Source organism: Shewanella sairae (assembly GCF_023283535.1).
GTDB classification, from domain to species: Bacteria; Pseudomonadota; Gammaproteobacteria; order Enterobacterales; family Shewanellaceae; genus Shewanella; species Shewanella sairae.
The window spans coordinates 1-17642 of record NZ_JAKILT010000015.1; the positions used below are offsets into that span (position 1 = coordinate 1).

16 protein-coding genes are annotated in these 17642 nt (G+C 45.5%); 9 read left to right on the forward strand and 7 right to left on the reverse strand.

Going from position 1 to position 17642, the window contains the following annotated elements:
* Positions 1–75: 75 nt before the first annotated feature.
* From L2748_RS08330 to hldE, 4 genes are all read right to left on the reverse strand, one after another.
* Entirely contained in the window at positions 76–657 is a 582-nt protein-coding gene (locus tag L2748_RS08330) for a hypothetical protein (RefSeq protein ID WP_220782575.1), read from the reverse strand.
* A 252-nt stretch (positions 658–909) separates the two neighbouring features.
* A complete protein-coding gene (locus L2748_RS08335) occupies positions 910–1386 on the reverse strand; it encodes a TetR family transcriptional regulator (RefSeq protein ID WP_220782574.1) in 477 nt (158 codons plus the stop codon).
* A 182-nt stretch (positions 1387–1568) separates the two neighbouring features.
* A complete protein-coding gene (locus L2748_RS08340; RefSeq protein WP_220782573.1) occupies positions 1569–2471 on the reverse strand; it encodes a hypothetical protein in 903 nt (300 codons plus the stop codon).
* A gap of 13 nt (positions 2472–2484) precedes the next feature.
* Positions 2485–3915 carry a bifunctional D-glycero-beta-D-manno-heptose-7-phosphate kinase/D-glycero-beta-D-manno-heptose 1-phosphate adenylyltransferase HldE gene (hldE, locus tag L2748_RS08345; RefSeq protein WP_220782572.1) on the reverse strand — a complete coding sequence of 477 codons (1431 nt, stop codon included), beginning with the start codon at positions 3913–3915 and terminating at the stop codon, positions 2485–2487.
* 99 nt (positions 3916–4014) lie between these two features.
* On the opposite strand from hldE, the gene L2748_RS08350 reads away from it, so the two are divergent.
* Entirely contained in the window at positions 4015–4941 is a 927-nt protein-coding gene (locus L2748_RS08350; protein ID WP_220782571.1) for an LpxL/LpxP family Kdo(2)-lipid IV(A) lauroyl/palmitoleoyl acyltransferase, read from the forward strand.
* Positions 4942–5345: 404 nt separating this feature from the next.
* Here the strand turns inward: L2748_RS08350 and L2748_RS08355 are convergent, their stop codons facing one another.
* A complete protein-coding gene (locus tag L2748_RS08355) occupies positions 5346–6278 on the reverse strand; it encodes a hypothetical protein (protein WP_220782570.1) in 933 nt (310 codons plus the stop codon).
* 552 nt (positions 6279–6830) lie between these two features.
* On the opposite strand from L2748_RS08355, the gene L2748_RS08360 reads away from it, so the two are divergent.
* From L2748_RS08360 to L2748_RS08380, 5 genes are all read left to right on the forward strand, one after another.
* Complete coding sequence (locus L2748_RS08360; protein ID WP_220782569.1) at positions 6831–7169, forward strand: cytosolic protein; 339 nt, start codon at positions 6831–6833, stop codon at positions 7167–7169.
* A gap of 147 nt (positions 7170–7316) precedes the next feature.
* Entirely contained in the window at positions 7317–8804 is a 1488-nt protein-coding gene (locus L2748_RS08365) for a M16 family metallopeptidase (protein WP_220782568.1), read from the forward strand.
* A complete protein-coding gene (locus L2748_RS08370) occupies positions 8804–10300 on the forward strand; it encodes an insulinase family protein (protein WP_220782567.1) in 1497 nt (498 codons plus the stop codon). The genes L2748_RS08365 and L2748_RS08370 overlap by 1 nt, the downstream gene beginning before the upstream one ends.
* A gap of 147 nt (positions 10301–10447) precedes the next feature.
* Complete coding sequence (parM, locus tag L2748_RS08375) at positions 10448–11464, forward strand: plasmid segregation protein ParM domain-containing protein (RefSeq protein WP_220782566.1); 1017 nt, start codon at positions 10448–10450, stop codon at positions 11462–11464.
* A 9-nt stretch (positions 11465–11473) separates the two neighbouring features.
* Complete coding sequence (locus L2748_RS08380) at positions 11474–12214, forward strand: hypothetical protein (protein ID WP_220782565.1); 741 nt, start codon at positions 11474–11476, stop codon at positions 12212–12214.
* Between the two features lie 213 nt (positions 12215–12427).
* Here the strand turns inward: L2748_RS08380 and L2748_RS08385 are convergent, their stop codons facing one another.
* Positions 12428–13753, reverse strand: a complete 1326-nt coding sequence (locus L2748_RS08385) for a D-serine ammonia-lyase (RefSeq protein WP_246616232.1) — start codon at positions 13751–13753, stop codon at positions 12428–12430.
* 19 nt (positions 13754–13772) lie between these two features.
* On the reverse strand, positions 13773–15110 hold the full coding sequence (gene dsdX / locus L2748_RS08390; protein ID WP_220782564.1) for a D-serine transporter DsdX: 1338 nt from the start codon (positions 15108–15110) through the stop codon (positions 13773–13775).
* A 209-nt stretch (positions 15111–15319) separates the two neighbouring features.
* Here dsdX and dsdC point away from each other — a divergent pair, with 209 nt between their 5' ends.
* From dsdC to L2748_RS08405, 3 genes are all read left to right on the forward strand, one after another.
* Complete coding sequence (dsdC, locus tag L2748_RS08395) at positions 15320–16291, forward strand: DNA-binding transcriptional regulator DsdC (RefSeq protein ID WP_246616231.1); 972 nt, start codon at positions 15320–15322, stop codon at positions 16289–16291.
* A 110-nt stretch (positions 16292–16401) separates the two neighbouring features.
* A complete protein-coding gene (locus L2748_RS08400) occupies positions 16402–16671 on the forward strand; it encodes a hypothetical protein (protein ID WP_012156666.1) in 270 nt (89 codons plus the stop codon).
* 201 nt (positions 16672–16872) lie between these two features.
* Positions 16873–17628 (forward strand): leucine-rich repeat domain-containing protein, encoded by a 756-nt coding sequence (locus L2748_RS08405; RefSeq protein WP_246616230.1) that lies wholly within the window; start codon positions 16873–16875, stop codon positions 17626–17628.
* Positions 17629–17642: the final 14 nt, after the last annotated feature.

The following is a 17642-nucleotide window of genomic DNA, read 5'->3' on the forward strand; positions in this document are numbered from 1 at the left end:
ATAGTTATAATGGCGGCTTGACCCCAAATGAATCTGAACGAAGATTTTGGAATACGTACAAGTCCGTGTCCAGTTTTACTTGACCACTACAAGGTGCTTTTCCAAGGCTTCAAAATTTGCCCGCAATTTTGGTAATGTTGTTTCACTCACTTCCGCGGTTAACTCTGTTAGCTTTTTTGCACCAAACTTACGACCGTAAAACCTTGCCTCAAGTTTGGCAACAAGATCATCAGACAACATATAAAATCGACGGGTTTCAGTAAGAATTTCTGTCGGTGTTTCGAGGGTGTTTCTAGAATAACGCATGTTGTCCCAAACAAAGGTCGAGATCGTCGGGTGAACATTTTTCAAATCATAAGCACTTACCGTGCTGTTTGAAACCAGCTCAGCGTATGCATTTATCGTTTCAACGTTATCTTTTACTTCGTCATAAAGTGCATGGCGCAAGTAGTAGTTATTCTGCTTATTGTTCAGGTCATCAAACTTAATCGCCTGGCTCAAACCCTCTTGAGCAGCCAAGTAAACCCCGGCTACCGTAGCCACTATCATAAAGATCTGGCTGACCCAAAAACTGGTTTTAACTAACTCTTGATTATCTAACTTCGGAAAGCGTTTCACCGGCTCAGTTGTCGGTGGCGTCTTGGGGGTGACTTCCATATCTTGCTGTGCTCCTTGTCTGCTATACACCAGCAAACAGATAAACAAAGTACCTGAGTATCTTTGCTCCTATATCTGATCACTTATATCTGTATAGCGAATTAAAAAAGAGGCAGTTTACAGCGATGGGGAAAGAGTTTCCACAATGTTATAAAAGTTAAATAAATGAATTAGGCATCGTTATATCATCAATAACCAATGGTTTGTGACCAATGCGAATGTAATCATGGGACTAAATCATAGTGTCAGCGACTAAGTCATAGCGTCATCATGTTGGCCAAATAACACTATCGCGCTTTGTCCAACCAATGCATTAACCAGCAGACGCCCTTGTTCACCGAGTTCAGCTAATGCTTTCTCACCTGCTAAAGTAATCGCTCGATAACGACTGATGTTGACCTGTTTTGAGCCACAAATTGAAAAGTACAATTGAATGATGGCTCTGAAATAAGGCAAGTCTAACGAACTTTTCCAAGAGCGCTGCAAAGACTGGATACAGGAAAAATCTAAACGTTCGATAAACAGTTCAGCAATGCGGTTGTCTAGCTGTTTCAAAAAATCAACTTTACGAGGGAAGTGATGGCTTATGCCTGTGCGGCTGATACCAGTAGCGTCAGCTAAGGTCGAATAGGACATCGCATCATAGCCGATATCCAGGATCTGCTTCATCGCTTCATCAAGGATTTGCTGCACCGTCTTCTCGGTTTGAATTTTAGAACGTTTTGCCATAATACAATTTCACTGCAACCAACATAAAATGACTGTAGCAAAACTACTTTATCAATGCCTAAATCAATGCATTCTATTCAGCTTTCGTTCAGAAAATCTTCCACTATCCACTATCCACTATCCACTATCAAAGTAACTGTAACAGTCAAAGTCGTTACAAGTTAAATGGCATCACTATAGAGCTAATAATTTAACTGACTATCAGTAGCCATCTGCTGGCTTGTCAGCCAACGCTGCGCTTCAGCAGCGCCCATAATATGCTCCAGTGTCGGCTTTAAATATTGCCCCAACTTAGGTTTGCGCCAATACATATAGCCGGGCAGAGGCTGCACAGTTCCTGCACCAAAAGTGCGCTGCATTAAGCTAGAAAACTCATTTAAACTGTCGTTATCATGCAGCACTAGGGAGGCGGAAAAGTCCTGCCAAAAATCATTAAAACTACTAAATTGTTGTAGCTCAGCTGCCGTATAGCGTTCTAGCATTTGTGCCAATACAGGCACCGACCAATGCGACATAAATTCGCTGTCAGCCATCACCGCTAAGTTACGTCTATGGTATTGCTGCCAGGCCAAGGCTAGGCTATTGGTTTCATGAGCAATGCGCCAAACCAAATACACATCTGCCATCCATTCATGTTGGTACGGGCTAGTCAGCCGTTTATTTTGTTTAGCCAACGCCTCTACTGCAAACAAGTGCCCAAGCTCATGCCAATAAGTCACTTGCGCTTGCTGATTGAGGATTAAAGAGAAATGACCCACGCCCCAGTTAATGGTTTGTCGCGCTGGCAGATTAACAAAGTCAGTGATCACTAACCCTGCAATATTGACATCTTTGAGTGGCAGCACCATAGCGCCACGTTGACCTAATAAAGACTTAAAGCGATGGGGGGAACGAGGTAGCTGTGCACGCGCAAGACTTGGAAGCTGAATAAGACAAGCGTCAAGCTCGCTAAGCTCACAGACAAGCGCCTTTTTAGGACCGATATCGGCCCAGAAAAAACCCGTTGCTGTAGCTACAGCAGCGCTGCTAATCGCCACAATATTGGCAATAGCTGAAACCGCAGTAACAGCAAACGAGTTTATCACTGATGACTAATCGCTATTGGTTAGCCATGATGTTTTGAATAATCGCCGTGGTTGAAATGCCATCTTCAAAGCACAAGACTTTAACCTGACCACCCGCTGCAATCACCTCTTCACCGCCGGCAATATCTTCCACTTTGTAATCGCCGCCTTTTACCAATAAGTCTGGTAACAAGCGCCCGATAATACGCTGTGGTGTATCTTCGCTAAATGGTACCACCCAATCCACAGAAGCAAGTGCTGCCAGTACCGTCATACGACGATCTTCAGAGTTGACTGGGCGACCTTCGCCTTTTAGGCGTTTTACCGAGGCATCTGTATTTACCGCTACTATTAAGCGATCACCCAAGGCGCGCGCTTGCTGTAAATAACTCACATGCCCTGCATGCAAGATATCAAAACAGCCGTTAGTCATCACCACACGTTCGCCGCGCAGTTTGGCTTGTTCTAGTGCATAAGCAAGTTGATCTTCAGTAACTGCGCCAAAACCTGACTCACCATGGTTAAGCGATAACGCTTCAATCAATTCAAGACGCGTAACTGTTGAAGTACCAAGTTTGCCCACCACAATACCCGCAGCCGTATTAGCAATCGCACAAGCTTGCGCTAAATCGCTACCTGCCGCGATGGCGGTTGCTAACGCTGAAATCACCGTATCACCGGCACCAGTGACGTCATACACTTCACGGGCTACGGTTGGAATATGTAACTCTGGTTGGTCACGGGTAATTAAGGTCATGCCTTTTTCTGAGCGCGTCACCAACATAGCTTTGAAATCATAGGCTTCAAGCAGACCTTGGGCTTTAGCCACTAAGTCGGCTTCCGATTCAACCTTACCGACAACCACTTCAAATTCGCTCATATTTGGCGTTAATAAGTATGCGCCGCGGTATTTTGAAAAGTCGCTGCCTTTAGGATCGACCAGCACCTTCACGCCTTTAGCGTTAGCAGCTTCAATAAAGCCTTGCGGTGAGATAAGCGCGCCTTTGGCGTAATCAGACAATACTGCCACATCGACATTATCCAACTCAGGCAATGTCTTAACTAGCAGCTCATCACTTTCTGCTTGGCTGTAGCTTTCTTCAAAATCCAGTCTCAGTAACTGCTGATTGCGCGACATCACTCTAAGCTTAGTGATGGTTGGTTTACCTGCCACTTTATGCCAGTTAGGCTCAACCCCAAGGGTTTGCACTCCTAACGTTAACGCGTCAGCGGTTTCGTCTGTGCCCACAATGCCAGCAAGACTCGCCGCACCACCCAAGGTCGCAATATTAATTGCCACGTTGGCAGCGCCACCGGGTCTATCTTCCAATTGCTCAACTTTAACAACTGGAACAGGCGCTTCAGGAGAGATCCGCGCAGTAGGACCCGCCCAGTAGCGATCTAACATCACGTCACCTACAACGAGAACCTTGGCTTTTTCAAATGCTGGCAGAGAAATCTTCATAACGTCTTATCTTTCACAAAATTTAATAGTGATTGTACCTAATTTTAATCGAATTTGAGTTAGAATAATGAGTAATTTTTCAATGGATTCGAGAATTACGTGGTAGAAAAAGCTCAATTTTCATCTCACCTATATCACCCCAAGTACTGGCTCCTCTGGTTAGGTGTCGGCTTTATGCGGCTCACTCAGCTCCTGCCGCTGCGCGTGCAAATGAAAATGGGCACTGCTCTCGGGCGCTTGGGAATGAAGTTAATAGGCAGTCGAGCCAAAACCGCTAGACGTAATTTAGAGCTGTGTTTCCCCGATATGCCCAACAGCGAAGTGGAGCAGCTACTTAAACGAAACTTTGAAGAAACCGGTAAAGCCATCTTCGATACCGCCAACGCCTGGTGGTGGTCAGATGAAAAAATCCAGCAGCACATGACCATTAAAGGTCAAGAGCATGTTCAGCAAACGTTAGACGATGGCCAAGGTGTGATTCTGTTTGCGGTACATTGCCTGCCCCTTGAGATGGGCGCGCGCATTTTTGGTCAGTTTCAACCCGGAGTCGGTGTTTACCGCCCCCACAACAACCCCTTAATGGAATACCTACAGGTTAAAGGACGCCTACGTTCAAACAAGGCCTTAGTCCCCAAACGCGACCTACGCCAAATGGTTCGCAGCCTGCGTGCCCCCAATGTTATCTGGTACACCGCGGACCAAGATTTTGGTCGCTCAAGCGCGATTTTCATTCCGTTCTTTAATGTCCCCGATGCCGCCACTATTACCGGTGCAACGACTCTTGCCAAACTAGGCAAAGCCAAAGTGTTACCTTTCTTTGTTGAGCGTAATAGTGATGACACCGGCTACAATATTGAAATTCAACCAGCGCTAGATAACTTCCCCGGTGAAAACGAGGTTGAAGATGCTAAGCGCGGTAATAAGATCATCGAAGAGATTATTAGCCGCAATAAGTCACAGTATATGTGGTTGCACAGGCGCTTTAAAACCCGCCCTAATAAAAGCGATGTTTCGTTGTATAAGTAGGTTTAGGTTAATCCATGCTGCTTGGCTTTAGAAAAGAAAAGAAGCCCCTCACTTACTTTTGAACAGAAATTCATTGGCGGAAAGGGGCTAGAAAAAGGGAACTAGAGTGATGAGTATGTTCAGATGTCACTGCTTCAGTGGGACGCTATAAAGCCGTCCTTGGCCGCTCTGCGGTTTCATCCCTGAAACCGAAGCCCACAGCCGCAGCGACATCTGATTATTCAGCTCATGAGTTAATTAGCTAAACAACAAACTTATTTTTCGACAGAAACACGTTCGAGTATCAGGTCTATCGCGAGTGACTTAGATAAGACAAAGTATCTCAATTTATCTAATTCGCTCCGCCCCCTTTATCCGACCCTTTATCTCGCGGCCTATCGGCCTATCAATATTTGTTATGTGAATTATTTCTCCGTAATTTCCTTTAATTTATCTCGTTGTTCGTCGGTTAATCGCTCGTTTATTGATGGCTGGTTCATATCAACATACCAATTTAATACTGGCTCAGGATCTCTCAAGACAGGAGCTGTCATAGCGCCTTTTAGCCAAGGCCACATCGAATTAGCTTTAGCTAACTCAGGGCTATTAACAGTGTTAGCATCATGAAAATAACAAACTATCGTCTCAGCCACTCTCAATACTTTGAATATACTGGGTTTGAAATATTCATAATAAAAGCTAGTGCTTTCTATAGATTTTTGATGGATTATTTTATTTCTGAAGTCTTCCAATAATAAAAAGTGTCCCCAAAAGTCTTGCTTGCTCGCCTTATCACTGTTGTATATTTGTGGCAACACTAGATCAAGCTTATCTTTTAAACTAAGCCAACGCTCTAAGGCTTCCCTATCAAATTGTTCTTTAATACCTTTGTTATTTTTTTCAGTAGCATAGATATAGCCATCGGGAACACTAATATTTGCAAACGCTTCTAATGCTGTATAAGCGAAAACAATTGATGTCTGAATTTTTTCAATATAGTTAGACACCAAAAAGCAGTTATTCCAAAGTTCAGTTAGCTTAAATTTACCTTCCGAGCCATCTTGTTTAAGTAAAGTTTGATGATAGAGCTTCTCTGCGTCTTCAAGTGCACTACGACTAGTTGATAACAACAAAGCAATGTTATTCGGAACGAAATAACTCAAGCTTTTATTTTTAGTAAGCTTTACGCTATCAGCGTGCTGAAAGGCATAATTCATTTGATGCTCAGGATGATCTTCACTATTAAGCAATACAGGCTTCATCGCTCGATTATCTTTATAATCGTAATCATCAGCACTCCCTACTACGACCATAGTTTTATGAGACTTTTGGCTCTGCTTTGTTTTCCGTTTTGTCATGATATGCCTCATATTCTATAAATTCACAGAGTGCCGCATTAAGTGGATTAAAACTGTGGGTTGCAATGCGTAGCAAATCAAATTGTAACCCATAAAGGGGGCGGAGCGAATTAGCGACAGATACGGATAGTGAACTAGCCTTATAGCCATTACTCCGAATCATCAGGGTTATGTTTAGCTAACCTAGTGCAGATACGGCTGAAGCCGTCGAAAACAAGGTGAGAGATAACGAAGTTATCAAGCTATCGAACGAGAGGCATGGATGCCGAACTGGCGTTTAAATAGGGATGTTGTTTGTTTTCGTTGAGCCTACACGGATGTACTAGCGGCGAGCTTCAGCAGTGTCTGCACATACGCCCGCTGCAGGCGATTGATAGCCATGAAGCTACAAGTTAATACACTCTACTTGGTAACACCAATCACAAAAAATGTAATAAGCCTTCATTCCAAGGCTAGTTCCTCCCCCGCTGCAGGCGATTGATAGCAACGAAACTACTAGGCTCAGCTCGTGTTAGTGATACAATCTTCGCATTAAAATTATCGAGAAACGCTATGCATATCCATCATGTTAACGGCATCGACTGGCTGGTGATTACAGCTTTTGAAGAATTGAAAACGATGTTTATCGAGGATGCAGGTGCGATCCCCTCCTGCTTCTCTAGCACTAGTGAATTGAGCCTGATTGCTCAAGCCAAACGTACTTATGGATATTTGCCTGCACTCGACGGCGTCATCACAGATACTGGCGTTTATCAAAGTCAGAATAACGAAGAAGACTTGTACCCACAGCTTGCCTGTGTAGTTGAAGGGCGTGGTCGGGTATTTATCTATCACGGCGGCTTTGTAGCGTTTGTGGATGACGAGCAAACCTTTATTACCCAAATGGGCTGAAAATTATTACAACCTGAATAATAAAACTTAGTCTAACGCGACACAGCCTGGTGCCATTTAGAATGGAATACGCTAACTTTACCTGATATAAATTAAGCTATTGCTGAAGAGATTAATCGGCTGTTTAAACAGGGTTAAAAGGAATTAATGCGTTCAATAGTTAGCAAGATTACCACCTTTCCTCTTAATATCGGCACTGCGGTATGTAAAGTGCTGGCAATATTTAGCACTTTGTCTGCGCTCACTTTTCCAGTCAGCGCCCAAGACAGACTAGCCCCGCAAAGCTGCGACCTCGACGCCCTTGCCCAGCCGCTCTATGATGCGGAGCAGCAAATTCAATATCGTCAACTCGATAACGGCCTGCAAGTACGCACTTTAGCGCTTGAAAACACCCAAGCGGTATCTATCGCGAGTCAGTTTGATGTGGGCTCTCGCAATGAAATAAAGGGCCAAACCGGTTACGCGCACCTGTTCGAGCACATGCTGTTTAAAGGCAGTAAACATGCACCGGGCGACAGTTACACCCAAACCATGAGCGCTTTTAGCGGCCAGTTTAATGCCAGCACCTTTTTTGATTTCACTAACTATTATTTGACCATCCCCTCACAAGCACTCGAACTGAGCCTGTGGCTTGAAGCCGATCGCTTTCGTTACCCAATGCTTAACCAAACCACGGTGGCTAACCAACAAGGTGCGGTGCTCGAAGAGATGGCCACCAGCATAGATAACCAACCTTATGTGCGTAAAGCGATGGCGTTTTTATTAGCTCAGGTTGAGGGTACGCCCTATGGTCATGCGGTAATTGGTAGCGTTGCAGATGTCAAAGCCGCCACGCCTGAGAGTTTAACCGCCTTTCATCAACGCTATTATCGGCCCGATGCTATGCAGTTAAGTTTAGTTGGCGACATTCCACAGCAAACCCATACCTGGATTGATAAGCAGTTTGGCGACTGGCAAGTACCAGAATTTGAGCAGCCTAAGCTGAGCGATCTCGTTGTTGAGGCAAAACCGGTACACGGTGAAATTGTTGATGAACGCGGCCCCTGGCCTGCGGTATTGCTCGCTTGGCACACGGCTGGCACAGGTTCTGCCGATGCCGCAGCCCTAACCTTGCTCGAAGCTTATCTATTTCAAAATAAAAGCAGCTTACTCAAGGCAACCAGCCTTAACGATCCTGATCAACTGCTCAGTTACTCCATTCCACTGACGATGACTCACCATGGCGTCACCAATTTACTGCTCGTGCCTCGGGCGCGTACGTCACTTGATACCCTAACTAAAAACGCCGAGTCCTTAGTGGCTCAAGTCGGTAATAATCAAATCACCGAGCAGCAGCTTTGCCAACTTAAACAAATATGGCTAAACCAAGCCTTAGCACGATTAGACTCGCCCTCTTTGCTATCGAGATACCTGTCTGCCGGCCAGCCCCGCGATAAGATGCAGCCATTGACAGGCCCTTGGCAGCGGATTAATGCGGTAACAGCTGCTGATTTACAGCGAATAAGCCAACAATATTTTGTTGGTAAAACCGTGCGCCTCGATCTACTGCCACCTTGGTATATTCGCGCCACTAAATCAATTTTAGAAGTCTTGCCTAAGGGCATAACCGATAGCCTTGAAGAGAGCGTAATGTAATGCCTCAATTGAATAAATCATTGATAAAACCACTTATCAAACTGAGCTTTAACATCGCAATCGCGAGCCTATTATTGAGCGCTATTGGCTGTCAGCAAACTCATATCGAATTTACTGACTTAACAGAACCTAGCCTGCCGGCCTTCGATCAACTACAAGGTGCACCGACGCTAGCGCCTTTAGTCATAACCCCTACTAATGCGCTGCTCAGCAAAAGCTTAAACTCGGAGCTAACCCTTTATCAACTGCACAATACCCTGTCCGGTCTTAACCATCTTTCGTTAGTCGCCTACAGCACTGCACCAATGACTAATCTAGATGTCATAGTGCAAGCGTTTACCGAAAAAAAGCATTGGCTAGCCCAGCAGTCATCTCTTGCCTGCACAGAGAGTCTGCGCATTCGAGCCAGCATGCACAGCCTTACCATTAGCATAGATTGCCCTAGCTCCGCAGCGCAGGCCAGTGAACTGCTGATGCAATTTTGGCAAGCAGATAGCTTTGATCAAATCGATATAGCCAATGTGCGCCGCCAACTCAAGCTCGCTAAACATATCAACACTTACAGCGGCGCTGAAATTGATCATGTGTGGGCAGAAAAAATCTTAGGTGAACAGCATATTTATAATCAAGCGCTGAATAATAGCGAGCTTGCCGATGAATTAAATTTGTCCAAACTTAATCAGATTAGAGATCGTATTTTTGCCCAGTCAAAATGGGCAATATTAACTAATGCTCAACTCGGTCAAGACCCACAATTTATCGCTACCGTGACACAGCAATTTGAATCATTAGCTTTTAACTCACAGACCACAACATTGCGTCTTGATAGCAAGCCTGCAAAAACCCAAACCACGCCCCTCAGCAATAGTAATAAAACCCTGTTTATCATCGATGCCCCCGGCAGCGTAAAAACTCAAGTACGTATAGGTTATCCGTTAGATTCAGCAGACCAAGATGGCAACAGCATTCAAAATTGTCAGTTGTTAGCCAGCTGGCTGGGACGCAGTTTTTCTGGACGCTTATATTATGACTTACGCGAAGTACGCGGCTTAACCTATGGTATTTACGGTCGCTGTTTTGATAACCCTTTATCTCGCACACTTAAATTTTATGGCAGCACTAAACTGGAACATACAGGCGCATTTATTCATGGTGTTCTCGACCATTTAACCTTAGCCACAGAGTCACAAGCATCACTAAACGAGATCAATGCGCTGCAAACCTATCTCACTAGCCAAGAAATGCTACGCCAAGCAAATTATCGCGCCATTGAAGCCGACACCATTAAGCAGTTAGTCCGCGGTATACCACTGGCGCAAAAGCAGGCAGAACATATACGCCTAAACCAGTTAACAGCGTCACAATTACAGCAAATAGCCCACTCTGTATTTAGCAAGACGCCTTATATCGTTATCCGTGGCGATAGAGACAAAATCGAAGCCGATCTAAGGCAGAAACTGCCTGATTGGGAGCTTATCGAGGCGCAAGCCAATTAATCAGGTTATTGGTGTTATTTTGCACAAATAAACGCGTTTTTTGTTAGCAAGCACTCACCCTAAAAAATAAATTCAAAAAAGATTTCAGTTTCTGCACGCTAAGGTCGCTCTAGCTTGCAAAATTGGGTTTATTTTAAAGGAACGGTAATGCATTCTAGCATGACGAAATTCGCCATTGATGATGGCTCGACCAACGTAAAAATCAGCTGGATTGAAAACGGCTTAGTGCGCAGTGTCACTTCACCCAACTCTTTCCGTAAAGACTGGAAAAGCGCCGCTTTATTAAATGACCGCAAAGTATTTAACTACCAAATTGCATCGACTAAATACACTTACGATGCCACCTCAGATAAAGCACTTTCGACCACCCATGTTGCTTTCCAGTATGACGATCTGAACCTACTTTCAGTGCACCACGCGCTGCTGCAAACTGGTGTACAACCAGGCCCGGTAAGTATTTTGGTTACACTGCCAATTACTGAATACTACCGAGCTGACGACTGCCAGAAAAACGAAGAAAACATCGCTCGTAAAAAAGCCAACTTAATGCGTGAAATCAGCCTTAATAAAGGTGAGCTATTTACTATCGTTGATGTAGAAGTGCTACCAGAAAGCCTTCCAGCAGTGCTGACCACCTTGATGGATTCAGGCGTTAACGAATTCACTAAGTCTCTAGTTATCGACTGCGGTGGTACCACCCTAGATATGGGCGTGATTGTTGGTGAGTTTGACGATGTATCGGCCGTTTATGGCAACGCTGAGATTGGCGTCTCTATGGTGACGAATGCTGCAAGAAAGGCATTATCTGCAGCAGACAGCGACGCTAGCTATTTAGTGGCTAACGAGCTGATTAAACGCCGCAATAACCGCGAGTTCGTTGAGGAAGTGATTAACGATATTAGCAAGGTCGATTGGGTGCTTGAGCGCATTGAAAACAAGATCACAGAACTTGGCGCGGCCGTCGCATACGAAGCAAAAACCTTTATGCGCAACCCAAACCGTATCTATTTAGTCGGTGGTGGTGCCATGCTGATTGAAAGTGCAATTCGCGATGCTTACCCATCATTAGGCGACAAAATCGTCATGATTAAAGAGCCTCAAGAAGCCCTATCGCGTGAGATTTGTTGCTACCACGCTGCCGATACACAAGCCGAAGCGGTTTAAAGGACAATTATGCGCATTCGATTCAATGTGGGCTTAGAGCCTGAGTTCTATGACTCCCACAGCTACGCCATTAAGTGCCTCAGACTTTGGCAGCAAGAGGAAAAAGCGCGCAATGATGAGTCTGAAGTTGTGCTGCAGCGCCGCATTCAGTTTCATAGAGACTTATACTTGTCTGGATTGTTTCTGCATGAGTTAGCCCCTCAGCTGCCCGCTATGCTTACGCAAACCTTGCTGCAAGATAGGGTTAATTGCCAAACATTGGCAAGCCAACTTAGTTCAGCTGGCTTGTCTTTACAGCCAGCTAGCGAAAACGGCCTATCAGATAACCAATGGCAAAAGCTAACCGCTATGCTTGAAGATGCAAGCTTGCCGGCTAAGCAAACAACGGCGGTTGATTTAACCGAGGTTGAGCAGCAAATTACGCAGTTACAACAGCGAATGCTTGAGGGGCAAGAGCAACTAAGCAGCGCGCTCGCTAATGCTACTGAAAATCTTGCTACACAAGCTCAAGCAGCAAGCGCTACGCCAGTCCAAGCAAGTCAGCAAGCAGACTTTAGCGCCCAACTTGAGCAATTAAAGCAGGGCCAAGATAAGCTTATGGCACAGATGAAAAGCTTATCTAGCCAGCTAGCTCAAGTCTCTATTAGCGCTACAGCGAATAACTCTACCAATGACGCTAGCGCTGATACACCTAGTTTAGAAACGCAACTTGAACGTGCCAGACGGGTGAAGTCTAAAGGACTGTGGTAGCCATTTATTGGCTGACTTTTGCTAAGTGAATAAAGCGTTAGCAATAAAAAATCCACCGCATTAGGGTGGATTTTTTGTTTACGCACTGCGCTTGAGCAAACTGTAAAGCTAGTAAAAACAACGCAATTAAAACACTGCAATTACAAAGAGCTGGGACCGAAACTGTATCGGCCTAGCAAGCTCTGCTGTTGTGTCTTGAACGAGTGAGCCCAATTAGCTCGCCGATTGCGCTAAGTATTTAGCCATCTCTGTAGCTGGCACCATGCCGCCACCGGTCGCCCACACCACGTGTGTTGCATTGCTCATCATCTCAGGTGTTAGCCCCATACGTGACTGATATTGTAGATCTGCGCTGACGCGAAGTGCGCCCGGCATACCCGCTAGTGCTGATGGCTCAAGCTCGATGGCTTCACTCTTAGCTAATAAACCAAGTAAGTCATACATATGCTGATCGCTTAGCGTGTAGTAACCATCAAGCATGCGTTCCATGGCGCGGCCGACAAAACCTGAAGCGCGGCCTACCGCTAAACCATCAGCAGCAGTGATGTTATCAATGCCTAAGTCTTGTACCGCAATTTCGTCATGCAGACCTGTGTGCACGCCCAGTAACATACAAGGAGAATGCGTTGGCTCAGCAAAGAAGCAATGCACGTTATCACCAAAAGCGAGTTTTAGACCGAACGCCACACCACCTGGGCCACCGCCCACACCACAAGGTAGATACACAAACAGCGGATGCTCGTTATCGACCTTAATCTCTGCCGCGTCAAACTGCGCTTTTAAGCGCTCGCCTGCCACCGAGTAACCTAAAAATAGCGTGTGCGAGTTTTCATCATCAATAAAGAAACAGTTAGCATCAGATTCTGCCGCCTTACGGCCTTGCTCAACCGCGACACCATAATCTTGCTCATATTCATGTACCGACACGCCATGGCTACGCAGCTTATCTTTCTTCCACTGACGCGCATCAGCCGACATATGCACACTCACTTTAAAGCCAAGTTTAGCGCTCATAATACCGATAGACATGCCTAAGTTACCGGTTGAACCTACCGCGATACTGTAACCACTAAAGAAGTTACGCATCTCATCGGTAAACAGCATTTGATAGTCGTCAGACTCTTTCAATTTACCCGCAGCAATCGCCAGCTTCTCAGCATGAGTAAGTACTTCATAAATACCACCGCGCGCCTTGATAGAACCTGAGATTGGTAGATGGCTGTCTTTTTTCAGCATCAACTTACCAGCAATCGCTTGGCCGTACTTGGCTTCTAGCGCTTGCTGCATTTGCGGAATGGCAACCACTTCAGACTCGATAATGCCGTTAAAGGCTGCAGTCTCAGGGAAGGCTAGTGCCAAATAAGGTGCAAAACGCTGCAAGCGTGCGCTGGCATCGGCCACATCTGTGCTATCTAAACCCACATAAGGTAATGCTTCGGCTAAGTGAGTCGCCTTGGTTTCAAACCAGCTCACTTCTTCAAGCTTGATAAGCTGAGCCAGTAAAGGGAAGTCGTTTAGCAGTTGTTCAGTGTTCATCATTTCAGTTCCCCTTTTAGGATTAAATAACATATGAAAGGGCGAAAGTCGCCGCCAGAGCCACCAGCGAGGCAATAAAGGTTGCTGTGGTGTAATACATAAATGTTTGTTTCATGGTGGCGCCGGTGTATTGCTTAACCAGCCAGAACAAGGAGTCGGTTACGATAGTGCAGCCGATAGCGCCAGAGCCGATTGCCAAAGTCACGATCACTGGATTCAAGTCTGGATACAGTACCAACAGCGGCGACACAATTGCAGTTGCGCCCATCATAGCCACCGTTGCCGAGCCCACTGCGGCGTGCAGGATAATCGCTACTAACCATGCCAGCAGCACTGGGTGCATATCAAGATTTGCCAAAATTTGCGCTAGGCTGTCGCCCATGCCGCTGCCACTTAATACACCGTTAAACGCGCCGCCAGCACCAATAATCAGCAAGATATTGGCGATAGAGGCAAAACAGTCTTCGGTTTTAGTCAGCAAGGTACCCATGGTCATCTTATTGCGCAAACCTAGCAGGTAGTACGCCACAAAGGCTGCGATAAACATCGCGGTGATTGGGTTACCAATAAATTCAAGGGTGGTGTAAAGCGCACCGCCCGGCTCCATGTACAGTTCCGCCACGGTTTTCACCAACATCAAAATGATTGGCAAAAGAATGGTAAACAAGGTGGTGGCAAGTGATGGTAGTTCGCTCTCTTGGCGAGTCGACACTTCGCTAAATTCAGCAGGTACGCTTAAATGTGGCAGCTTGTCGCCAAACAGCTTAAGGAACAGCGGACCACCAATGAGTGAGGCCACTAGACCGATGAGCAGACCCCAAATAATTACCGAGCCAACATCAGCGCCTAGCGCGTTAGTCACAAACAATGCAGCAGGGTGCGGCGGCACGATACAGTGCACGGCCATCAATGCGGTACATAACGGAATGGCAAGTTTTAGCAAGGATGTATTGGTTTTACGGGCAATCGAAAAGGCCAGTGGAATAAGCAGTACCACGCCCACTTCCACAAACAAGGTGATACCGCAAATAAGGCCGACTAACACCATGATGACGTCAGGGCTTAAATAGCGCGATTTGAGCAAGGTGATACCAATGCGCTCAGCTGCGCCTGAGATCTCCATCATCTTTCCTAAGATGGTGCCTAAACCAATAACAATCGCCAAGAAGCCTAGCGTACCGCCAATGCCCGACTCCATCGCCTTAATCATTTCAAGTGGCGCCATGCCCATCATGCCGCCCACAAAGAAGCTGGCTAACAACAGGGCAAGGAAAGGATGCAACTTGAACTTAACGATGCTGATAACGATCAACAAGATACTGCTAAGCAGTGTACCGATAATCCACAGTTGTGATTCCATTGTATTTCTCTATTAGTTGAAAAATTGAAACAAGTCGAAAAGTGGCGCTATTAAAACCAAAGGGAGAAACGCTGACAAAAGATATAAATTGCTGTTCGCTTGAGCCAGATTGTGGCAACTCAGGTTCAAGCGTCACAAAAGCAGGCTTTACATGACCTAAGCTTCAACTGCGTTGATGTAATCGGCACTCAACAGCACCTTGAGGTAAAATGCTCGCATCAAAATTTGAGAAGTTAGTCATGTACTCCCAACAAGATGTGTTCAGCAGAAACCGTTTACTCAGTAGTTATCAGCTAGCAAAACTGCATACTTTTGAAGTGGTGGCTCGCCATCAATCCTTCTCACTCGCCGCCGAAGAACTATGTGTTAGCCCCTCGGCCGTGAGCCATAGAATTACCGCGCTAGAAAATGAGTTAGGCTTTAAGCTGTTTGCTCGTTTTCATCGCAGAATTGAGCTAACAGAAGACGGCAGGCGTCTATTTGCAAAATTGCAAGACAGCTTAAAAAGCTTGAATCAGGAAGTGCTTGAGATAAAAAACCAAGAGGTATCGGGTAAGCTGACTGTCTACTCTCGCCCCTCTATCGCCCAGTGCTGGCTGGTGCCTAAAATTGCCGATTTCAGCCGCCAGTATCCGGCGATTTCAATCAATATTTTAACCGGTAATGAAAACGTTAACTTCAACAGCTTTCATATCGACTTAGCGATTTACTACGACAATCATCCGCGCAGCAAACTGTTTTGCCAGCACTTAATGGATGAAACCATCATGCCGGTATGCAGCCCTGAGTATGCCGCCGAGCACGATCTTATCGGCAAGCCTGAGCACCTGAGTCACTGCACCTTGTTGCACGACAATCAAGCTTGGGAATACGATTCAGACTGTGATGAATGGAAGTATTGGGCCGATAAGCACAACCTCAGTATTGATGACTGTCGCTCTATTGGTTTTGACCGTTCAGACTTAGCTGTTATCGCCGCCATGAACCATGCCGGCATCGCCATGGGACGAGGCCAACTGGTTAGTAAACGCATCAAGCGTGGTGAACTGATTGCGCCTTTTGCCGGTCAGCAGGTTGCCTGTGAGCAAACCTATTACGTGGCTTCACACGATAAAGAGCTCAACCCTAAAGCTAAGCTGTTTGTTGATTGGTTAAAGCACCAAGCAAAAACAGCAAAGTGATAAACAATTTTGAGTTTTAAGCCCTGAAGCGTGATTAATTCAACAACAAATCTATTGCTTGCAATAAGCATGCGGCATAATAGCGGCAATTACATTACAGAGTCGTAAAAATGGATAACCAGCAAGACAGCTACATGACTGAAGAAACCCTGATTGAAACAGTCGAAAACCAAATCGCCGATGGTGAGCCGAAAAAAGTCAAAGAAACCTTAATGCGCCTAGTGATGACAGGTACACCGCGCGAAGAAGCGATTCAATGGATGGCGTGTGCCTTAGCTATTGAAGTCAGCGATGTAATGCTCAATGGCGCGTCATTTAACGAAAAACGCTACAACCAGCATTTAGATGCCATGCCAAATCTAGATTGGATGGAAGACTAATATAAGCTGCTTAATATCAGCATTATTAATCGCTTTAGCACCAACTTATCTCGCATGTTAACTGGTGCTATCCTTGCCACGCTGTTTGGGCTTGCTATAACAGAAAGCTCAGCGCATCAAGCCGAGTTCCTCCCAAGCCTTGCACTTAAAGCTGCAACTAATGCAACAGCTAATACAACGACAACAAAAAGAGAATTAGCCATGAGCCAGCCACATACCCTGACATTAGATGACGTCTCATTTGATAAAAAACAAGGCAGGATTGATGTTTACAAGGGCAAGTATAAACATATCATCATCCCTGATAATTTTGACGGCGTAGCTGTCACCAAGATCTGGGATTATGCGTTTTCAGAGGTTGAGGATTTAAGCGAAGAATTCGAAGAGGTTCCACAGGCCCCAATCGCCAGCGTGGTTATCCCTAATACAGTCACCGACATTGGCGATAGTGCATTTCAGCGTAACGCCCTTACCGAGGTAGTAATTCCCAGATCTGTGACTCGTATTGGTTACAAAGCCTTTGCTGAAAACGCACTTACCAGCGTTGATATCCCTGATTCAGTGACTGAAATTGCAGAAAGAGCATTTGCCAACAATGCATTAACTCACCTGTTCCTGCCAAACTCATTGACTAAAATTAATGAGCGAGTGTTTCAATTTAATGCGTTAACCAGCATCACTATTGCTGATTCCGTGACTGAAATCGGTTTAGGCGCATTTAGGGGAAATAAACTTCAAAGCATCACCATTCCTGACTCTGTAACTGACATAGGTTCAGAAGCGTTTGCAGATAATGCCATAACCAATGTATTCATTCCGACTTCGGTCACTTACATGGGTAATGACGCTTTTACTGGTAACCCATTAAGGGGCAGGATTATCAAAGGCTTTGGCAACAAAAAGTCGCCCAGAGAACTCTCTGACGAAGAGTGGCTCGAAGCCTATGGTGACTTATAAGCTAAAGCATTGCT

Coding starts and splice junctions, on each gene's coding strand:
- L2748_RS08360 (WP_220782569.1), top strand. CDS start 6,831: ATGCATATCCATCATGTTAACGGCATCGACTGGCTGGTGATTACAGCT.
- dsdX (WP_220782564.1), bottom strand. CDS start 15,110: ATGGAATCACAACTGTGGATTATCGGTACACTGCTTAGCAGTATCTTG.
- dsdC (WP_246616231.1), top strand. CDS start 15,320: ATGCTCGCATCAAAATTTGAGAAGTTAGTCATGTACTCCCAACAAGAT.
- L2748_RS08385 (WP_246616232.1), bottom strand. CDS start 13,753: ATGATGAACACTGAACAACTGCTAAACGACTTCCCTTTACTGGCTCAG.
- L2748_RS08380 (WP_220782565.1), top strand. CDS start 11,474: ATGCGCATTCGATTCAATGTGGGCTTAGAGCCTGAGTTCTATGACTCC.
- L2748_RS08400 (WP_012156666.1), top strand. CDS start 16,402: ATGGATAACCAGCAAGACAGCTACATGACTGAAGAAACCCTGATTGAA.
- L2748_RS08335 (WP_220782574.1), bottom strand. CDS start 1,386: ATGGCAAAACGTTCTAAAATTCAAACCGAGAAGACGGTGCAGCAAATC.
- L2748_RS08330 (WP_220782575.1), bottom strand. CDS start 657: ATGGAAGTCACCCCCAAGACGCCACCGACAACTGAGCCGGTGAAACGC.
- L2748_RS08355 (WP_220782570.1), bottom strand. CDS start 6,278: ATGACAAAACGGAAAACAAAGCAGAGCCAAAAGTCTCATAAAACTATG.
- L2748_RS08370 (WP_220782567.1), top strand. CDS start 8,804: ATGCCTCAATTGAATAAATCATTGATAAAACCACTTATCAAACTGAGC.
- L2748_RS08365 (WP_220782568.1), top strand. CDS start 7,317: ATGCGTTCAATAGTTAGCAAGATTACCACCTTTCCTCTTAATATCGGC.
- L2748_RS08405 (WP_246616230.1), top strand. CDS start 16,873: ATGAGCCAGCCACATACCCTGACATTAGATGACGTCTCATTTGATAAA.
- parM (WP_220782566.1), top strand. CDS start 10,448: ATGCATTCTAGCATGACGAAATTCGCCATTGATGATGGCTCGACCAAC.
- hldE (WP_220782572.1), bottom strand. CDS start 3,915: ATGAAGATTTCTCTGCCAGCATTTGAAAAAGCCAAGGTTCTCGTTGTA.